General features: G+C 62.9%; 23 protein-coding genes. 19 read left to right on the forward strand and 4 right to left on the reverse strand.

Going from position 1 to position 18,911, the window contains the following annotated elements:
• The first annotated feature begins 63 nt into the window (after window positions 1-63).
• The 19 genes from K7G19_RS19835 to K7G19_RS19925 all read left to right on the forward strand — a co-directional run bounded on the left by K7G19_RS19835 (window position 64) and on the right by K7G19_RS19925 (window position 15,762).
• The gene (locus tag K7G19_RS19835) at window positions 64-987 is read left to right on the forward strand and encodes a hypothetical protein (RefSeq protein ID WP_226108768.1); all 924 of its coding nucleotides are present in this window, start codon (window positions 64-66) and stop codon (window positions 985-987) included.
• A gap of 22 nt (window positions 988-1,009) precedes the next feature.
• On the forward strand, window positions 1,010-1,960 hold the full coding sequence (locus tag K7G19_RS19840; protein WP_226108769.1) for a DUF5309 domain-containing protein: 951 nt from the start codon (window positions 1,010-1,012) through the stop codon (window positions 1,958-1,960).
• 58 nt (window positions 1,961-2,018) lie between these two features.
• Entirely contained in the window at window positions 2,019-2,303 is a 285-nt protein-coding gene (locus tag K7G19_RS19845) for a hypothetical protein (RefSeq protein WP_226108770.1), read from the forward strand.
• Window position 2,304: 1 nt separating this feature from the next.
• A complete protein-coding gene (locus tag K7G19_RS19850) occupies window positions 2,305-2,760 on the forward strand; it encodes a hypothetical protein (protein WP_226108771.1) in 456 nt (151 codons plus the stop codon).
• A 22-nt stretch (window positions 2,761-2,782) separates the two neighbouring features.
• On the forward strand, window positions 2,783-3,376 hold the full coding sequence (locus tag K7G19_RS19855) for a hypothetical protein (RefSeq protein ID WP_226108772.1): 594 nt from the start codon (window positions 2,783-2,785) through the stop codon (window positions 3,374-3,376).
• A 1-nt stretch (window position 3,377) separates the two neighbouring features.
• Entirely contained in the window at window positions 3,378-4,826 is a 1,449-nt protein-coding gene (locus K7G19_RS19860; protein ID WP_226108774.1) for a hypothetical protein, read from the forward strand.
• Complete coding sequence (locus K7G19_RS19865; protein ID WP_226108776.1) at window positions 4,823-5,143, forward strand: hypothetical protein; 321 nt, start codon at window positions 4,823-4,825, stop codon at window positions 5,141-5,143. The genes K7G19_RS19860 and K7G19_RS19865 overlap by 4 nt, the downstream gene beginning before the upstream one ends.
• Window positions 5,144-5,145: 2 nt before the next feature.
• Window positions 5,146-5,562 (forward strand): hypothetical protein, encoded by a 417-nt coding sequence (locus tag K7G19_RS19870; protein ID WP_226108778.1) that lies wholly within the window; start codon window positions 5,146-5,148, stop codon window positions 5,560-5,562.
• Window positions 5,559-6,617: a hypothetical protein gene (locus K7G19_RS19875; protein WP_226108779.1), complete on the forward strand. Its 1,059-nt coding sequence runs from the start codon at window positions 5,559-5,561 to the stop codon at window positions 6,615-6,617. Before K7G19_RS19870 ends, K7G19_RS19875 begins: the two co-directional genes overlap by 4 nt.
• 9 nt (window positions 6,618-6,626) lie before the next feature.
• Window positions 6,627-8,015 carry a hypothetical protein gene (locus K7G19_RS19880; RefSeq protein WP_226108780.1) on the forward strand — a complete coding sequence of 463 codons (1,389 nt, stop codon included), beginning with the start codon at window positions 6,627-6,629 and terminating at the stop codon, window positions 8,013-8,015.
• Window positions 8,012-10,474: a transglycosylase SLT domain-containing protein gene (locus K7G19_RS25015; protein WP_304524172.1), complete on the forward strand. Its 2,463-nt coding sequence runs from the start codon at window positions 8,012-8,014 to the stop codon at window positions 10,472-10,474. Before K7G19_RS19880 ends, K7G19_RS25015 begins: the two co-directional genes overlap by 4 nt.
• A 182-nt stretch (window positions 10,475-10,656) precedes the next feature.
• Entirely contained in the window at window positions 10,657-10,875 is a 219-nt protein-coding gene (locus tag K7G19_RS19890; protein WP_226108781.1) for an HP1 family phage holin, read from the forward strand.
• Window positions 10,868-11,377, forward strand: a complete 510-nt coding sequence (locus K7G19_RS19895; protein ID WP_226108782.1) for a glycoside hydrolase family protein — start codon at window positions 10,868-10,870, stop codon at window positions 11,375-11,377. The genes K7G19_RS19890 and K7G19_RS19895 overlap by 8 nt, the downstream gene beginning before the upstream one ends.
• On the forward strand, window positions 11,374-11,844 hold the full coding sequence (locus K7G19_RS19900; protein WP_226108783.1) for a DUF2514 family protein: 471 nt from the start codon (window positions 11,374-11,376) through the stop codon (window positions 11,842-11,844). Before K7G19_RS19895 ends, K7G19_RS19900 begins: the two co-directional genes overlap by 4 nt.
• A gap of 17 nt (window positions 11,845-11,861) precedes the next feature.
• Entirely contained in the window at window positions 11,862-12,596 is a 735-nt protein-coding gene (locus tag K7G19_RS19905) for a hypothetical protein (protein ID WP_226108784.1), read from the forward strand.
• On the forward strand, window positions 12,593-12,910 hold the full coding sequence (locus tag K7G19_RS19910) for a hypothetical protein (RefSeq protein ID WP_226108785.1): 318 nt from the start codon (window positions 12,593-12,595) through the stop codon (window positions 12,908-12,910). Before K7G19_RS19905 ends, K7G19_RS19910 begins: the two co-directional genes overlap by 4 nt.
• Window position 12,911: 1 nt before the next feature.
• Entirely contained in the window at window positions 12,912-13,223 is a 312-nt protein-coding gene (locus tag K7G19_RS19915) for a hypothetical protein (protein ID WP_226108786.1), read from the forward strand.
• 2 nt (window positions 13,224-13,225) lie between these two features.
• Complete coding sequence (locus tag K7G19_RS19920; RefSeq protein WP_226108788.1) at window positions 13,226-15,217, forward strand: hypothetical protein; 1,992 nt, start codon at window positions 13,226-13,228, stop codon at window positions 15,215-15,217.
• A gap of 8 nt (window positions 15,218-15,225) precedes the next feature.
• Complete coding sequence (locus K7G19_RS19925) at window positions 15,226-15,762, forward strand: DUF4376 domain-containing protein (RefSeq protein ID WP_226108790.1); 537 nt, start codon at window positions 15,226-15,228, stop codon at window positions 15,760-15,762.
• A gap of 338 nt (window positions 15,763-16,100) precedes the next feature.
• On the opposite strand, the gene K7G19_RS19930 is transcribed toward K7G19_RS19925, so the two are convergent.
• The 4 genes from K7G19_RS19930 to K7G19_RS19945 form a co-directional block, all read right to left on the reverse strand.
• Complete coding sequence (locus K7G19_RS19930) at window positions 16,101-17,012, reverse strand: glycosyltransferase family 25 protein (RefSeq protein ID WP_226108792.1); 912 nt, start codon at window positions 17,010-17,012, stop codon at window positions 16,101-16,103.
• 244 nt (window positions 17,013-17,256) lie between these two features.
• Complete coding sequence (locus K7G19_RS19935) at window positions 17,257-17,544, reverse strand: XRE family transcriptional regulator (protein WP_226108794.1); 288 nt, start codon at window positions 17,542-17,544, stop codon at window positions 17,257-17,259.
• A 33-nt stretch (window positions 17,545-17,577) separates the two neighbouring features.
• Window positions 17,578-17,778 carry a hypothetical protein gene (locus K7G19_RS19940; RefSeq protein WP_226108795.1) on the reverse strand — a complete coding sequence of 67 codons (201 nt, stop codon included), beginning with the start codon at window positions 17,776-17,778 and terminating at the stop codon, window positions 17,578-17,580.
• Between the two features lie 102 nt (window positions 17,779-17,880).
• Window positions 17,881-18,909, reverse strand: coding sequence for a site-specific integrase (locus K7G19_RS19945; protein WP_226108797.1), 1,029 nt, complete (start codon window positions 18,907-18,909; stop codon window positions 17,881-17,883).
• Between the last annotated feature and the right edge of the window lie 2 nt (window positions 18,910-18,911).

The following is an 18,911-nucleotide window of genomic DNA, read 5'->3' on the forward strand; positions in this document are numbered from 1 at the left end:
ACCGATAACAACCTGAGCCCGCGTGGAGCGATCCCGCGGGCTTTTTCATTGGAGCAGTGGCAAATGGAAGGAATGGACGCTACCCAGTCGGACGCGGAACGCCTTGACCCCATCGACGCGATCTCGGAACTGATCCCCGATGACGACGATGGCCCGCAGGGCAATCCCGACAACCAGCCGCAACAGGCCGAGGCGCAGCAACAGCAGGCAGCCGAGGAAAACCAGCCGGCCGATGACGATCCGAACGACCCCGTTCTGAAGCTCAAGGTCGACGGGGAGGAGCGCGAGCTCAAGCAGAGCGAACTGATCGCCCAGGCTCAAAAGTACCTGGCCGGCGAGAAGCGCCTGGAGGAAGCGGCCAACCTGCGCAAGCAGCTCGAGCCCGAGTTTCAGCAGGTGCAGCAGGAGCGCCAGCAACTGAAGCAGGCTCTGGAGTTCTACATCCCGCAGCTGACCGAACTGCTCCAACTGAACGCCCCCGATCCGCAACTCATCAACGAAGATCCGCAGGAGTACATGCGGCAGAACTACGCCTTTCAGCAGCGAATGGCTCAACTGCAGCAAGCGCAGGCGGCACAGGCCGCACTCACGCAACGCGAGCAGGCAGAGCAAGCGCAGAAGCTGCAGGCGCGTGCTGCCGAGGAACAGCAGAAGCTGCTCCAAGCGCTCCCGGATTGGAAGGACCAAGCCAAAGCGAAGGCCGAGGCGACTGCTATCGACGGATACCTTCAGAAGGAAGGCTTCGGCGATGACGAGCGCAACGGGCTGATGGACCACCGAATGATTGTGGTCGCTCGCAAGGCGATGCTGTACGACCAGCTGATGGCACAGAAGGGCGCCGCACAACAGCGCGTCAAAGGTGTGCCGCCGCGGGTCGAGCGGCCTGGCACGGCTGCCAACACCGCACCTCAAGACGAGGCGCGCAAGGCGGCGCTTGCCAAGTTCAACAAGCAACCCTCTATCGACACGCTGGCAGAACTCCTCTGACGCCGGCGCAGGAGAAAGCAGAATGCCCACGTACACCACCTATCAGACGGTCGGTAACCGCGAGGACATGATCGACAAGATCTTCAACGTCTCGCCGACTGACACCCCGCTGACTTCCTCGATTGCCAAGGTCGAGGCGACCGGCGTCTACCACGAATGGCAGCGTGACCAACTGCGGGCCCCGAATCCGGACAACGCCGCGATCGAAGGTGCGGACGCGACGTACGGCCAGCAGGCACCGACCCAGCGCCTGGGCAACCGCTGCCAGATCGTCAGCGACACGTTCAAGATCTCGGGGACCCAGAACAAGGTGCGCCACGCCGGCGGCTCGGAGCTGAAGCGCCTGAAGGCGAAGAAGATGATCGAGCTGAAGAAGGACATCGAGGCGGCGGCCATCGCCAATGCCACCGCTGTCGTCGGCAACGACACCACGCCCCGCAAGATGCGTGGCCTGAACGGCTGGATCGCCACCAACAACAACATGGGCGCGGGCGGCGTGGCTCCGGACCCGATCAACAACACGCCGCCGACCGCTGGGACCACTCGGCCGTTCACCGAGGATCTGTTCAAGGACGCGATCCTGAAGGCGTACACCAGCGGTGGCAACGTGACCATGGCGCTGATGAACCCGACGCGCAAGCAGAAGGCGTCGAGCTTCACCGGCAACGTGCAGCGCATGCACGAGGTCGACAACAACCCGAAGACGGCGACGCTGAACACCGCCTACACCTTCTACGGGTCGGACTTCGGCACCATCAAGCTGGTGCCCAACCGCGTGATGGCGAACGGCGTGGACGGCAACGTGTACGGCATCGACCCGGATTACTGGGCGCTGGCCACGCTCCGCGGCTTCGAGGACGAGGAACTGGCGAAGGTCGGTGACTCGCGGAACTTCGAGATCATCTGGGAAGGCACGCTCGAAGCTCGCGAAGAACGCTCGTCGTTCGCTGTCCGCGACCTGACCGACGCCTGATCGGCATCAGCAGCACCAGGAGGCCCGCTTCGGTGGGCCTTTTTCATTGGATCGCCCCATGACCGTGAAAACTGAAGTCCACCTTGTCGAGCAAGGGCTCGTCATCGAGCGCACTGAGAACGTGCGCGACGTGCTGGAGCTGTCGAAGGCCATGCACAACGAGGGCCTGCACGGCCACAAGGATATGCCGCTGTACGCGAACGTCCCGGCCGTCCTGATCGAGGACTACTGCAACCGCAACGGCGTCACCTTCGCGGATTTCATGGGCGACCAGGCGCATGTGCGCCGCTTCCTGAATGATCCGGCGATCGCGCATTTCCGCGTGTGGCCGGGGAGGGTCTGAAATGTACCTCTTGCAGCAAACCGTCCCGGTCGAGGCTGTTCCGGCACTCGTCGCGGGCGTCGGATACGTCGGCCAAATCGCAACCGATCCGGACACCGACGATGTCTATGTCAACTTCGGCGGCCAGTGGACAAAGCTGGTCGCCGGCAACGGGGAACCCGTCCAAATGACTGTCACCAGCGCACAAATCACCGACGCGACGTCCGTTGGCCGCGCCGTACTGACTGCTGCCGATCAAGCTGCGGCGCGCACTGCCATCGGCGCTGGCACGTCCAACCTTGCCATCGGCACCACTGCAACGACCGCGATGGCCGGCAACAAGGTTCCGACCAATACTCAGCGCGGCGGCGTGCTGCAACAAGCTGCAATCGCCAATGTCGCGGCCGCGCCCACGCAAGGCGATTTCAATGGCCTGCTGACTGCCCTCCGAGCGGCCGGCATTCTGGCCTCCGCCTGATTGGCGACAGGCACCTCTGCCCATGGCGATCCAGACATACGACGACCTGAAGGCCGCGGTAGCGCGTTGGCTCAAGCGCACGAACCTTGCTGATGCGCCGGAGGACTTCATTACTCTGGCTGAAGCTAAGCTCAATCGGCGCCTGAAGGTGCGCCAGATGCGGTCGGTTCTGCAGCTCACCCCGACGTCTGCGTATGTCGCGCTGCCTGGCGACTACCGGAGCGCGATCCGCGTGATGTACGGGAACACGCCGCTGCGATTCCTGCCGGAGAGCATGGCTGATCCGAGCATGAACCTCGGCGGCGACTTCAACCGCTACGCCCTCATCGGCGACAAGATCTGGCTCCTGACGCAGGTCGACGGCAAGAGCGTACTCACGCTCCACTACTACCAGCAGCTCGAGCCGCTGAGCGAGACGAACACGTCGAACTGGCTCCTGGAAGATGGTCCTGACATCTACCTCTATGCCTCGCTGCTGGAGGCCGAGCCGTACATCAAGAATGATGAGCGGATCGTCGTGTGGCAAAGCAAGCTGGAAGAAGCGCTCCGCGACATCGGCGCTCTGGATGACGAGGGCCAGCATTCCGGCTCGGATCTGACGATGGAGGCAGGCTGATATGCCAGAGTTCATTGGCTTCGCGCCTGATCTCGACCCTGCGACCGAGGGCATCATCGTGGATTGCTCTGCGATGATCCCGTCGATCCGTGGCATGCGTGCCGCACCGTCGCCCGTGAATCCGGGCCTCCCGGCGCTCCCCAGTGAGGCGCTGGGTGGTGCGACGATCGTCAAGCTCGACAACACTAAGCGGCTGCTCGTTGGAACGGCAACGAAGCTGTTTGAGGAGGTCGCGGCGGCTTGGGAGGATGTGACACGCGCGAGCGGGCCTTACACGACGGCCACCGATGGTACTTGGCGGTTCGCTCAGTTCGGAAACGTGACGATCGCCACGAACAATTCGGAAGTCCTTCAGCAAAGCCAGACCGGCAAGTTTGAAGACATTCCCGGCGCACCAACAGCCGCCATCGTGGAGAGCGTCGCCGGCTTCGTGTTCGTGTTCAACACGACGGACCCTGTGTACGGGACGCGGCCGGATGGGTGGTGGTGCAGCGGTCTGTACGATCAGACCATCTGGACGCCTGACCAGGCAACGCAGTGCGCCAACGGTCGGATCATCGACACCCCGGGCGACATCCGCGCTGGCCGCGGCCTGGGCCCGGACATCGTTGTCTACAAAGAGACGTCGATGTACTACGGCACCTACCAAGGGCCACCGATTATCTGGGCATTCAATGTCATCTCGAACCAGATCGGCGCGCCGTGTCAGGAGGCCGTCGTTTCGATCGGTACCGCGCATTACTTCCTCGGGAACGACAACTTCTACGTGTTCGACGGAACGCGGCCGACGCCGATCGGCGATGCGGTTAAGAACTGGTTTTTCCGCGACCAGAATCCGTCGCACAAACAGCGCGTGCGAAGCGTCCACGATCGGAATAACAGCTTGGTCTACTGGTACTACGTCAGCAACGCCAGCACCGGGCCGATCGACAGCTGCCTCGTCTACAACTACAAAACTGGCCGCTGGGGCCGCGCCAATCGCGCCATCGAATGCGCGGTTGACTTCATCAATGGGCAGATTGTCTGGACGACGCTGGGCCAACTGGCGGACACCTGGACTGACCTCCCGCAAGTGCCCTGGAATTCCCCGTTCTGGACCAGCGTGGCGACGCAGCCGTCGATTATCGACACAGCGCACACGATTCAGACGCTGACCGGGGAGGCGGGCCAGTCGACGATCATGACGGGCGACTTTGGCGACGACGAGCAGTACACGCTGCTGCAGTACGTGCGCCTGCATGCCGCGCAGGACCCGCAGTCGGCCTCGATGACGACGCAGCACCGCGTGACCCTCGGCGGCAACTTCACGCCCGGCGCTTCGTCGGTTTATCAGGATGGCAAGTTCGACGTCGATATTTCGTCGCGTTGGCACCGGTCGCTGTTCACCTTTCAGGGCAATACCGAGGTCATCGGCTATGCGCCCAAGCTCGTGCCGGACGGTGAAGCATGAGACTCCAGCTACCGCAACTCCCTCCGCCGCCGCCCAACAACAAGTTCGATGGCGATCTGGTGTTCAAGCTCAAGCAGATCTTGGGGCTGCTCATCAACCAGGTGAACAACCTGACCGAGGGGCGCATCTCCGCGGTTCAGAGCGCGATGACCGCGCCGCCGACGACGGGCGAATACAAGCAGGGCGACTACATCCGCAACAGCAAGCCGGCTGAGCAGGGCGCAGCGGGCTCGCGGTACGTCGTACTCGGCTGGACCTGCGTGCAAGACGGCGCGCCTGGCGTCTGGGTGCAAAACCGAAGCCTCACCGGGAACTGACCATGCGAGCACTGATACCGGTCGCGCCCGATGGCCTGGGCGCGGTGTGGCCACGCCTGCGCGCGCCGCTGGCAACGATCGAAGCGCCGGACGGCTGGCTGCCCGAGGACGTCTACGTGACCCTCAAGATGGGCGGCGCAACCCTCTACCTGATCGTCATCGACGACAAGGAAGTCGGGTTCGTCATTCTGCGCAACGTCAAGGACTTCGACGGCGCCAGATTGCACATCTGGCTGCTGTACGCAAACAGCGATGTCGACGTAATGGCGGAGTTTTCCGACCAGCTCGACGAGATCGCACGGGGCATCAACGCCTCAACCATTACCTTCGGAACGACTCGGCGCGGGTGGGAAAAAGTCGCCCCCCGCTACCACTTCTCGGTCCGTGAAACCATTTATCAGCGAAAGGTGACACGATGAGCAGCGGCGGCGGTGGTACTCAGACCACGAAAATGGAACTCCCCGACTATGCGAAACCGTATGCGGAGGAAATCCTCAAGCGCGGCGGGGAGCTTTCGCGGCAGCCCATGCCGCAGTATCAGGGGGAGCTTGTCGCGCCCCTGACCGGTGGCCAGCAGAACGCCATTAATGGCATCAACAATCTGGCCGGGCAGGCAAATCCGACCCTCACCGCAGCGAACAACGCGGTTCAGGGTATCGCGGGCAACGCCGGTAACCCGTATACCACGTCTAACCAGTACATCGGGCAGAACGTTCAGGCGTCGCAGAACCCGTACGCGACGATGATGAACCCGTATCTGGATGCGCAGGTCAACAAGGCGCAATCCGACCTTGTCGACCAGTACAAGAACGGTACCGCGGCGCAAACCATGGCGCAGTTCCGGAATTCCGGCGCGTTCGGCGGCTCCGCGATGCAGCAGTACCAGGACCAGCAGAACAAGGGGCTGTCCAACGCTCTGACCAACGTCGGGACGCAACTGCGCGGGAATGCCTATGCGGGGACGCAGGCGGCTGCCGGCCAACAAGCGGCGCTGAACACCAGCACGAACCTGGCCAACCAGGCGAACAACCTGCAGTACACGCAAGCGCAGAACGCCCTGAACAGCCAGAACCACCAGAACGCGCAGGGCAACGCGCTGGCGGCTGCTGGCTTGGCGCCACAGCTCAACGCGGCGAACTACTACGGCTACGGGCAGCAGCTGCAAGCCGGTCAGATCGCCCAGAACCAGGCGCAGAACCAGCTCGGGGCCGATTACCAGAAGTGGTACAACCAGGCGTACTCCCCGTACCAGCAGCTCGGAATCCTGCAGAGCGCTTTGGCCGGTGCGCTGGGCGGCGGCGCGCAGGGCGTCACGACGTCGACGGCGGGACGCGGCGCCGGCAATCCGTTCACTGGCGGCCTAGGCGGCGCTGCTACCGGTGCCGCTCTGGGTAGCGTCATTCCGGGCCTCGGCACGGCGCTTGGCGCCGGTATTGGCGGCGGCATGGGGCTGCTCGGCTCGTTCTTCGGCTAAGGAGTCACCATGGGCATTCTCGACGCTTTCAAGGGCCTGTCCGAAAACGGGCAACTCACTCCCGGAGGGCAGGGGCTTCTCGCGGCCGGCCTTGGGATCCTGGCCGCAAATCGCGGCATGACCGCGGGAATGCCGGCCTTGGGCATCGGCGGCCTACAGGGACTGCAGGCATACGGTGGCGCGAAGCAGCAGCAGGCCCTCGACGGGTACCGCCAGACGCAGGCCGACAAGCTCAAGCTGGAAATGGACAACGCGGCGCGGGAACTCGAGAGGAAGGATGCGCTGCAATCGTTCCTGATTAGCGCCTTCAAGCCTCGCCCGGCGACGACCGCTGGCCCCTCGGGCAGCCCGAGCGGTGGTGGCCAGGTTCCCGCTATGGGTGCAACGGGTATGGGCGGCGCCGCGGGGCCTGGAAATGCTGGGGTAGGCAGCGAGTTTCCGCTATCGCTGAACGATGCGACGCTACTCAAGGCATTGGGCGGCCCGGATCTGATCGAGGCCGTGAAGTTCGCCAATACGCCGCAAGGGTTCGCGGCTGGCGGCTACGTGCGCGATCCGGTATCTGGCCGTATGACGTACAACCCGCAGGTTGATAAGGGGATGGGTATCAACCAGAGCGGCCAGGTGTACAACCTGCCGGGCTATGTGCAGGCCGCGGCCGATCAAAGCGGCGCAACCACAGCGGCGCAGGAGGCCGCGAAGGCCGGATATGACCTGGTGCAGGTTCCCATGCCAGACGGCAGCACCGTCATGATGCCCCGCGCGCAGGCGGCGCAAGTATTGCGCGGAGGGCGCGCCCAAGGCGGCGCGGCTCCGGGCGGCGCGTTCGGGGTCGGGCAATCGCCTGCGACCGGCACGTACGAAAACGAGATGGCCAAGCAAGCCGCCGAGCAATACAAGGCCGTGCAAGAGGCGGGCGCTTCGGCATCGAAACGCATCGCCGCGCTGCGTCAGATTGATACGCTGCTCGGTGACTATGACGGCGGGAAATTGACGCCGCTGGGGACGAACATCGCCAGCACGCTCAATTCGCTTGGCATCAAGGTCGACGAGAAATTGCCCAACAAGGAAGCTGCGGCCGCGGTGTCGAATCAGATTGCTCTGCAACTGCGTGACCCGTCTAGCGGCGCAGGCATGCCGGGCGCCTTGTCCGACTCCGATCGCCAGTTCCTGGCTTCGATGGTCCCGAACGCCGCCCAGTCGGCGGACGGCCGACGCCTGCTCATCGACGCCGGCATCCGCATGGCCGAGCGTCAGCAGCAAGTCGCTGAGATGGCCCGGAAATGGCGGCAGAGGTATGGTCGCCTCGATGCGGCGAACCCGAACACTGGTCGCACCTTCGAGGACAACCTGCAGATATGGTCCAGCCAAAATCCGCTGTTCCCGACGCAGAAATGACGCTGACCGAATTCCTCCGCCAAGAGGCGCAACGGCAAGGGGTAGATCCTGCGCTCGCCGCGCGTGTCATGCAGACCGAAAGCGGCGGAAGGGCGGATGCGGTTTCGCCCAAAGGCGCGATCGGCCCGATGCAGCTCATGCCGGCCACCGCGCGCGAGCTAGGCGTCAACATCAACGATCCATACGACAACATCCGCGGCGGAATTCGGTATCTGCGCAAGCAACTGGACGCGTTTGGGACGCCGGAGCTCGCGCTTGCTGCGTACAACGCTGGCCCGGGTGCCGTTCGCAAGCATGGCGGCATCCCCCCCTACGCGGAGACGCAGAACTACGTGAGGAAAATCATGCCTACGACGGATGATTCCGACATCTTTGGAAGTCTGGCCCCAGCAAAGGGGGCAAGCGATGACTCCGACATCTTTGCCATGCCGGGGAAAACGGGCCAGCCGGCAGCTCGCCAGGACGTCCGGAGCGCCGCATCGAAGGAGCAGCCGCAGGTACCGACAAATCCGTCACGCCTCAAAGGGAGCGTAGCAGGGGCTCTATTCATGGGCATTCGCGATGGAGTCGATGCCGGCGCACAACTTGCGCGCAGAGCAGTTCCGGAAGGGGTCGCCCGCGCCATCGACGACTTCGGCAACACCTTGGCCGACTACGGATTCCCTGTCGCACGATCGAATGGGGTGGAAGGCGTGGACGCCCTTGTGCGCCGTGCCAATCAGGACTACGAAGCGTCGCGGAAGCTGGCAGGCCGGGATGGCATCGACATCGCGCGAATCGGCGGCAATATCGCCAACCCGATCAATCGGATCGTCCCGATGGGGGCCGCTACGGCCGGAGGCGTCGCTGCCCGTGCCGGTCTGCAAGGCGCGATTTCCGGCCTCGCGACGCCGGTTCTGAATACCGAGAGCTTCGGTACGAACAAGGCGGCGCAGGTAGGTCTAGGGGCGATCACCGGCGCCGGTTCGGGCTATGCTGCAGACAAGGTGCTCGGTATGGGAGGGCGGGCATTTGACTCTGCCAAACGGACGCTTACCCCTCAGGCGACTCGTGCGCAGGCCGTTGCAGAAGCAGAGGCGCAGGTTGCGCGTGCTGCCGCGGAGCAAGGCATAGATCTGGCCGCCATCCCGCAGAGCATCCTGACGGGCGTGAAAAAGCAGGTGTCGGACGCGTTCGCCACCGGGAAAACGGTCGATGCGCGAGCGCTGCTGCGCAAGGCCGAGGGGGACGCCGTTCTCGGGAAGGAGCGTGGTCTGACGCTGGGGCAGGTGACACGGGATCCGCAGCAATTCACGCGCGAAATGAACCTGCGCGGCGTCGATGGAGTTGGTGCGCCGTTGGCGCAGCGGTTCGGCGCTCAGAATCAGGGGCTGATCGACGCGCTGAATGCTCGTGGTGCTGCTGCGGCGCCTGGCGAATTCGCCGCGGGCCAGTCCGTTGTCGACAACCTGCGGCGCGTCGATAGCGCGCTGCGCGATAACGAGGCGAACCTCTACGGGCGCGCTCTGTCGATGAACGCAAATGAGATCCCGCTTGACCATCGCCAGTTTGCTGATCGGGCGCTATCGGTTCTCGACCAGCAAATGAAGATCGGCTTCCTGCCGCCCCAGATCACCAAGATCGTGAACGACATCAGCCAAGGGAAGCTGCCGCTGAATATCAGCACGTCCGAGCAGATCAAGACGACCCTCGCTGAGGCAACGCGTTTGGCAAAGCGTTCCGGGGACGGCAATACCGTACGGGCGCTTGCCATCGTTCGCGACGCGCTGGAGCAGACGCGGCCGTCAACGCCGCTTGGGAAGGAAGCGCAGGCTGCGTTCGATGCGGCACGCGCGGCGGCGCGTGAGCGCTTCGAGACGATCGAGGCGATCCCCGCGCTCAAGGCCGCCGTGGACGACATGGCGCCCGACAAGTTTTTCCAGAAGCATGTCCTTGCCGCGCCTGTCCGAGACGTGCAGGCCATGATCGGCTTGATTCCCGAGCAGACCGATATGCTCAGAAAGCAGACGCTGGAACACCTCAAGAGCAAGGCACTCAACGGGGCGGCGGATGAGGTAGGGAAGTTCTCGCAGTCGAACTACAACAAGGCACTGCGGGAAATCGGCGAGACGAAGCTACGGGCGCTGTTCCCAGCGGAGGAAGTGGAAACGCTGAAGTCGATCGGCCGCGTGGCCTCATATATCCAGGCCCAGCCGGTGGGGTCTGCAGTGAACAATTCCAATAGTGGCGCTGCCGTAATGAACCTGTTTTCACAGCTGAGCGGGAAGCTAGGGTCGCTCCCGGTAGTCAACATCGCAAGGAACTCGGTCAACCAGTTCCTTGACGAGCGGGCGGCGGCCGCCGCGCTTGCTGGCAAAGTACCGGCCCAGGCGAAAGAACCGAGCGTAAATGCGCTGCGTCCTTACTTGCTCCCGTTCGCGGCGCAGGGCGGCCTTCTTGGCGCCTATATGGGTCAGTAGGACGTTGACCGCGGCGGCTCCCATGCCAACGAGCACAGCGCGTACTACATCATTCTCCATGAACATCTCCCGAGCTGCCTGATGGCGGTTTTTGCTTTTTGGGTGCCGAGGTGACGGCGCCAAGGTTATCACAACGTTATTTGCCCGCCTCTGAGCGGGCATTTTCATATCTGAGCCCTGACATGCGACAGATCAATCCCGCCGAGGCCACGAGCTATGCCGGCGCCATTGCCTCCATTGGCGCGTCGTTGACCCTTACCGACATCGGCATCATCGTCGGCATCGTGACCGCGCTCCTGACATTTGGCCTCAATGCCTGGTACATGAGGCGCAAGGACAAGCGGGAGATCGAGGAGCACGCCGCCCGCATGCGCACCCTCAAGGCGCTGGGCGATGAGTAAGCAGCGCATTGCCGTGACCCTGCTGACGATGTCGGCGGCCGGTTTCGGCGCTTGGAAAGCCTCCGAAGGGTTCACGGATCGCGCAGTGATTCCGACGAAAGGCGATGTGCCGACGATCGGCCACGGGTCGACGCGCTACGAGGACGGAAGGCCGGTGCGTCTAGGCGACACGATCACGCCGAAGCGCGCCGAGGTTTTGGCCCGCCATCTGCTGACGCAGGACGAGAAGCGCTTCGCAGCGAGCCTGCCGGGCGTGGAGCTGTTCCAGGCGGAGTTTGACCTCTACATGGACTTCGTCGGCCAGTTCGGCATTGGCAATTGGCGCGCCTCCTCGATGCGGAAGCGGCTGCTGGCAGGCGATTACGTCGGCGCGTGTAATGCGCTGCTGCTCTACAAGTTCTCGGCGGGATACGACTGCTCCACGCCCGGAAACAAGCGGTGCTACGGCGTCTGGACGCGCCAGCTGGAGCGCCACCACAAATGCATGGAAGCCCAGAAATGATGCTCGTGAAGATCGGCGCGGCTGTGACGGCGCTGGCACTAGCGTTCCTGGCTGGATCCACATTCACAGCCCGCGGCAAGGACGCCGAGATAGCGGAGATCCGGCGCGCCGCCGCTGTGGACCAGGCAAAGGCAACCGATCGAGCCCGCACCGAGGAACAACGCCGCACCGCGGCACAACAAGAGAATGCCCATGAAGCTATCAAACAACTTCGCGTTGCTCAGGCCAGCGCTCGTGCTGCTGACACTGCTCGCCGCGAGCTGCTCGCACGGGTTACCGCCCTCGCCAACTCTGCCCGCCGTCCCGGCGATTCCGCCGCTATCCCCGCTGGCCAGACAACCCGAGATCCCGTCGTTCTGCTTGCCGACGTGCTTGGACGGGCTGACGAAAGAGCGGGAGAACTGGCGAAATACGCTGACGCCGCACGGATTGCAGGACAAACCTGCGAACGGGATTACGAGCCCTGACACGACCGGAGTAACCAATGCCGATCCCACAGAGTATTACCGACCTCAACACGAACCCGAACAACAACAGCCCGCAAGGCAGTGAAGCGGTCGGACCGAATGCCAACGGCTACATCCAGACGCTGTCGGCGTTCATTCGGCAGCTCTACGACAGCAAGGTAGGGAAGGGCACCTTGGACGCGCCGAAGGGGACGCGCTTGGTGCTACAGCAGGCGTCGGCACCGACCGGGTGGACTGTCGATACAGCCGATTGGCTGACGGACTGCGCGATGCGGTTTAGCCCCGGTGGCAATCACGGCGGCGTGACTGCATGGAGCGCCTGGAACTTCGGCGGGACGTTCACCACGGATGGCCGTGCGTTGACGCCTGCGCAGATGCCGGTCCACGGGCACGGCGTCAATGATCCTGGGCACGGGCACCAAGTGAATGACCCCGGCCACGCGCACGGGGCAAACGCTTGGGTTAGCGATCCGGGGCATGCGCACGGTATGCAGAAGGGCGCAAGTGATACGGGGGCTGGTTCGTTTGTCAACTCAGACAGCCGGAACGATGCGCCGCCCGGGGCGACCGAGGTGGGGTACACCGGCATCAGCGTAGGCGTGTCTGTACACGGGTCCGGTACTGGCATTTGGGTCTCGGGTAGCGGGACCGGCATCAGCATTCAGAACAGCGGTAGCGGCCAAGCTCACGACCACACGTACAAGACCCCGCAGGTCAAGTACGCCGACTGCATCGTAGCGGTGAAATCATGACAAAGAACGTACTCTGCCCCCTCCTGAAAAAGCCGTGCATCGGCCATGAATGCGCCTGGTTCGCACACGTCGTCGGGCAGGACCCACAGACGGGCCGCGATGTCGATCACTGGGACTGCTCGGTGCGATGGCTGCCCATGATGATGACCGCGCAAGCGCGTGAAACGCGCGGCGTTCATGCGGCCGTCGAGTCGATGCGCAATGAGGTCGTCAAACGCCAAGATGCGGCGGCCGAGCTTGCACCCTTCGCCGCTACGGCGCTGGTAGGCCGCGCCAAGGACATCACGCCGGCACCACAGCAACTCGAGGGCTGACATGCTGACGGTCTACATCGGCGCGACGTTCGCGCTCGCGGGGCAGCTGCAGCAGGACGGGGCGCCAGCCGACTTCACCGGCTGGACGGTTCAGGCCGCGCTGTACGACTACGCCGGCAAGACGCAGATTGCGCAGCTTGCGATCGGATGGGTGGATCAAGCAAAGGGCCTGTTCACGCTTTCCGCGCCGTCAACGAGCTCCTGGCCGGCGTGTAAGGCGCGGATCGACATGATGCTGACCACGCCAGACGGGAAGGTCATTCTCGGGCCGCCTGCTGTCCTTCGCATCGCCCAATCAACCCTGAGCAGCTGAGCATGCAACTATCCGTCATCCTCTCGAATGGCACCGTCTCGCTCGAGTCGGTGTTCGGCGAGTTCATCCTCGCAGACATGGCGCAGATCGAAGCGGACAGGATTGCCGCGCAGCAAGCGGCCATAGCCGCGGCTGCCAGCGCCTCCAATGCGCAGAGCTCCGCGGCAGAGGCGGCGGCGAGCGCGTCCAGCGCGGCATCGAGCGCCAGTACCGCGTCCACTAAGGCTGTCGAGGCGGCGAATAGCGCGGCGGCTGCTCTGGATAGCCAAACGGCCGCGTCGGCAAGCGCAACGGCTGCGGCGCAATCCGCAACTGCTGCGCAAGACTCGGCAGATTCTGCTTCTGCATCGGCGACAGCAGCCAATGCATCGAAGGATGCAGCCGCGCAGTCTGCGTCGTCCGCTGCCGCATCAGAGCAGACAGTGGTCGATTCGGCAGCGGCAGCGGCGGCCAGCGCTTCGCAAGCGGCTGCATCGCAGGCGGCGGCGGCTGGTTCTGCGACGACGGCCAGCACGAAGGCACAGGAGGCGGCGCAGAGCGCCGCGGATGCGCTCGCCAGCAAGAACGCTGCAGCTGGCTCCGCGACGAGTGCTGCGACCAGTGCTACGAACGCAGCCACCAGCGCAACCACGGCCGGAAATCAGGCGGCAGCCGCAAGCACTTCAGCTGTCGCCGCCTCGAATTCGGCTGCTGATGCGGCGCAGTCCGCGGCAGAGGCGGCCGAGGCGGCGGGGGCATACGGCATCCCTGACGCTCTTGCAGTTGCTGCCAATACCAACTTCAACACGATGGTCAGCGGCGGCGTGTTTCGGATGAAACGCAACTGGCCGAACGCCCCATCCCCGGTTAGCGCCGCCGATGTTCTTTTGTTCGTGACGGCATCGTCGGTGGATGCGGAGGTGTTTCACCTTGCTACGGCATCCGACGCCCCTGACGCCATGTACTGGCGGAAATCGTCAGATGGTGGTGCTAGCTGGGCGACTTGGAAATACGTGGGTGACACCAGCACACTTCTCGCTAAATCCGCCAACCTCAGCGACGTTTCAAATGCTGCCACGGCTCGCGGAAACCTTGGACTGAATTCCGCAGGCATGACGATGGGCAAGAACCGCCTTATCAATGGCGCGTTCAAGCTCTGGCAACGCGGGTCGTCGTTTAACTCGCTCAACGCAGGGACCATCTACACCGCTGATCGGTGGGCAGTTGCATCCAGCGGATCGGGCGATTTCCAGGTAAGCACAGGGACGGCCGGCGGTCGCCCGTACATGCAACTCCGAGCTCCGTTGGGTGGCATTGCCTATGCCTGGGTGCGTCAACGTATCGAGTCAATCAATACCGTAGGCTTTGAAGAGAACGGCGCCACGTTCTCTATCGACGTTCGTGATGACGTGAGCCGCAATTTCACACTCGCCGTCTATATGACCGCAAGCGTAGGCGACACCTGGTCGGGAAATGAAACTGCGGTTGCGTCTACTTCGGTAGTGCATCAAGGCTCGCCGACAACGTGGCGTCGACACTCCATCACTGTGCCTCCAGGCACGTTGCTCACTGGCAGGGGGGTAGCGTTTGCCATCGAATTTCCAAACGGTCTTACTCCAAGCGAGATTGTCGCCTTGCGGGACGCGCAGGCTGAGCCCGGTACGGTGGCTACCGGATTCGCGGATCACGGCTCCGCTGAGATTCTTTGGGCAGAGCGCTACTACCAATACATGTTTGGTCAGTTCGATTCGCCGGGTATCGGCGCGCCTTCGACGTCTTGGGCAGCGTTCTTCACGCTGCTGCCATCCAGAATGCGGGCAACGCCTACGATCAGCTTCCAGGACGACCAAGGAACGGCAGGATCGGTGATGTTTCGCAATTCGAACGGCACCATCACTTCGCGTGGCGCACCAGATGGCATCAATGCCACCAATCAATGGTTGGAGGTTTGGGACGTGTCGCACACCAAGTCGTTCATCTCCTTCCGCAACCTCGCGCTAAGCGCTGAACTGTGAGGGCGGCAATGTATCGGATCAAGCGGGACTCGGAGGGAGCGATCAACGCCATCCAGCGAATCGCGGATGCGGTCTATATCCCTGTCGATGAAGGCAATGCCGACTATCAGGCGTACGCCGCGTGGGTGGAGGAGGGCAACACACCCGAGGCCGACCCGTCGGGTGACATCGAGGTCTTGCGGTCGCGCAAGAACGATGAGATCAACGCATGGCGCCTGGCTGCAAACAGCAGCACGTTCACGCATGACGGCAAGACCTTTGCGTGCGATGCGCTTAGCCGCGGCGACATCGACGGAACGACATCGACGCTGCTGCTGACCGGCGAATTCCCGCAGCCGTGGCCCGGCGCATGGAAGGCGGTTGACAATACGTATTACCCCATTGCGACGATCGACGAGTGGAAAGCGTTTATCGGCAGTATGGCGGCTCAGGGCGCTCTGAACTTTGCTCGAGCGCAAGCCCTCAAGGCCCGCCTAGCTGTGGCGACGACGGTGGATGAGATTCGCGCAATCCAGTGGAACGATGATGCGAGCGGCGTTCTATAAGGGCACGCGCCCGGGCGTCGCCGGGCTCTACAGTCGCGCCGTGCGATTCTTGATGGCCGGCCCGTACTCGCACTGCGAGCTGATTTTCTCTGATGGTCTTTCCGCGTCGTCGTCCTTCGAGGACGGCGGCGTCCGGTTCAAGCGGATTGACTTCACGGATGGAAATTGGGACTTCCTAGACCTGTCCGGGTTTGACGAAGCCCGCGCGCGCCGATGGTTCCTTCAGCACGAGGGGGCGCCGTACGATCTGCTCGGCAACCTGGGGTTCCTGTGGCGCCCGATCACTGGCGCCGGAAACGACTGGTTCTGCTCAGAAGCGTTAGCCGCGGCGCTAGGGTTCATTGACCCGTGGCGGTTTGAACCGAACGTCCTTTATGCCGCCCTGAAAGATCCGGCGCGGTTTCGTCATCAGCCAGCAGAGGTCTACGGGACAAGCCATAGCGGCGCAAATTGAACAGCTTGCGCTGCAGCCCGTGCGCGCCGTTGATGAACTCGCGTTGCAGCTTCCGCCATTTGGATCGGCGCTTTGACGAACGCTGGCCAATGGTGGAGTTGAACGACGGCTCCAGGTCCACAGCGGCCGGTGTTACGGTGTAGAGGCGCAGCTTGTGTTCCCAGTAGAGGTCTAGGGTTTCGTCGATGGGCCAGACGATCCGGCTCGCATGAGGCAGGAGGCGCCGAGCGGCTGCGGGCTTCAAGAGGTAGCCTTGCATGCCGGACGGCTGCCGGTCATAGGCGCGCAAAGCGTGCTCCCGGTCCAGCTCGGTGTACGTCCAGCTGCCCCGGCGCGGGATCAGTTCCATCAGCCGGACAACATCCCATTTGTCGCGATGCTCGGTCAGCTTTCGAATGCGTCGGGGGAAGTCGTCCAGAAGGACGATGTCGTCTTCGAGGATGCACCAGACTTCGTCGTCCGCTGCTTCGGCGCACTGCCGCCACAGTTCCCGATGGCTCAAGTAGCAGCCGACCTCGCCCGGGCGCAGATCGTCGCCAAATAGGCGGCGCCGCGCGCGCGTGTCGTAATCCTGCGGGTACTCGCTGCGCTCCCTGATTCGGATCGCGTCGAAGAATTCGTAATGGATGCCCGGGAACCGCTGGAATTGACGGCGCATATGCTCACGCCGCTTACTGTCGTCCTGTAGCGAGATAATCAGGACCCGCGTGATGCCCAGCTGATGATTGGTTTCAGCGGCGCCGAACGCCGCTGCGCCTCCCGCGATCGCTGCCGCGGTGACCTCATTGACCCGCATGACCTCTCCCGTTCTACTGGCTGCACGGACTGCCAGTTTTATCGGGCATCTGTAACGTGCCCGTAACACTTTTGTTCGCGGGGATTATATGGGGTGAGCGGCTAACTTCGCTATCCCATCAGGGGAGGGGCGTCGGCTTGGCGCTACATGCGGCCAAAAAAATGCCCGCTGGATGGCGGGCAATGAAGGGTCTAATGCGGCACTGATTCTACACAAACCGGTCGCCGTGTCTACTAGGGACGTCCTATGCGGCTTCCGATTCGCGGTTGTCTGGCGCATCTAGGTCAATCTCTGCGCCGAGTTCGCGCATGCGATCCAGCACCTTGTTCAGTTCCTCTGGAGACAGCACGAGCCTGGCCACGCCGAAGAACAAAATTTGTGGGGAAATGTCGCGCGGCTGATTACCGCCGGTGTATTTGCGCCACTGGGGGCCGCCCGCTACGCCGAACAGGTGAGCCATCTCATGGCCTGTCTTGCCCAGCTCGCGCTTTAGGGCTTGGAGGTTTTCAGGGGGAGGGGGAATGTAGCGCATAGAAGAAAGCCGCCTTTCGGCGGCCCTCGGTCATCAGTTCAAGAACAACTTTGCGAAGGTCATCGCTGCTGCCATCAGGCCCGTCGCGTAGACCACCGGGAGCCAGCGGTATTCGCGGTGCAGCTTGGCCATTTCCGCATTCAGCTTGCTGGTTTCCGCGTTGAGCTTGCTGCTCTCAGCGATCAGCTTGCTGATTTCGGCTTCGGTCTTGAGGATGTCCAAGGTCTTTTCCATTTTGCTCAGTCCTTTCGGGAGTGGGCTGCGCGGCGCGCTGCCTCTGAGACGTATATTAGAACCAATGGAGCTAAAACGCAAGAGGAATTTGCGCCGATTTTCTCAGCGATGGCGCCGGCGCAGAGCAAAGCCGATGATGCCCGTGGCCCTTTCCCGTGGGGTCACCTTTGGATGGTGTTCCGTCACCGGCCGGTGCAAAGACTTGGCGCGCAATTGCGTGTAGCGGGCCAGTTGTTTCCAGTCCTTATGACCGCTCACAAGCGCTACCTGTTCGATGGTGTACCCGGCCTCGAACAGCCGCGATACGCCTTCATGCCGGAGGTCGTGGAACCGCAAGTCCTCGATGCCTAGATCGGCGCATGCGCGCGGGAACAGGCTGGAGAATGAGGCTTCCTTATAGGGGAAGATGAGTTCGCCGGTGCGGGGTTGCGCCTGAATGATGTCCCAGGCTTCGCCGAGGAGGGGCACAACTTGATTGTTCCCGATCTTTTCCTTGGGGTCCTTGCGGTCCCGGATGATGATGGTCCGGTCAGATTCGTTGATGTCGGCCCAGCGTAGTCGCGTGATTTCGCCGGCCCGCATGGCGGAGGCCACCGCGAACCGGATGATGTCTGGCATGGGGATGCGTTGCCGCTTCTTGGCCGCGAACCAGTCGCAGATCGAATCCAACTCCTGCTGCGTCGGGCGGCGATCGCGGCGCTTGGATTTGCCGATCAAGCCTAGGAATGTCAGGTGCTTGCGTGCCGCGGCGACGGGGTTTGCCGGGAGTGGCAGTTTCCAGACGGACCGGGCGGTTTCGTAAGCGCCGCTGATATAGGTGAACTCCATGCCGATAGTGACGCCGCCAGCGCCCATGCTATGCCGCAGTTTGGCGTACTCGAGCACCTTAGCTTCGGTGAATGACAGAACTGGAGTTTGGCCGAGGTGGCGCTTGACCATTGCTAGGGCGCCGGCCTTGCTTCGGCCGAAGGGGCGCAGCTTTCCCACTTCTTCCTCATAACGCTCGATCAGGGCGCCGATGGTAAACTCCGCGAGCTTCCTTTCATCAGCGAACGCGCCGCCCCGGATCTCGGTTTCTACCTGCAGCGCCCACCGCTCGGCCAGCGCCTTTTTGTCGAAAGTGCGCGTCACGG

It is taken from the genome of Cupriavidus sp. DB3 (assembly GCF_020418465.1).
GTDB classification, from domain to species: domain Bacteria; phylum Pseudomonadota; class Gammaproteobacteria; order Burkholderiales; family Burkholderiaceae; genus Cupriavidus; species Cupriavidus cauae.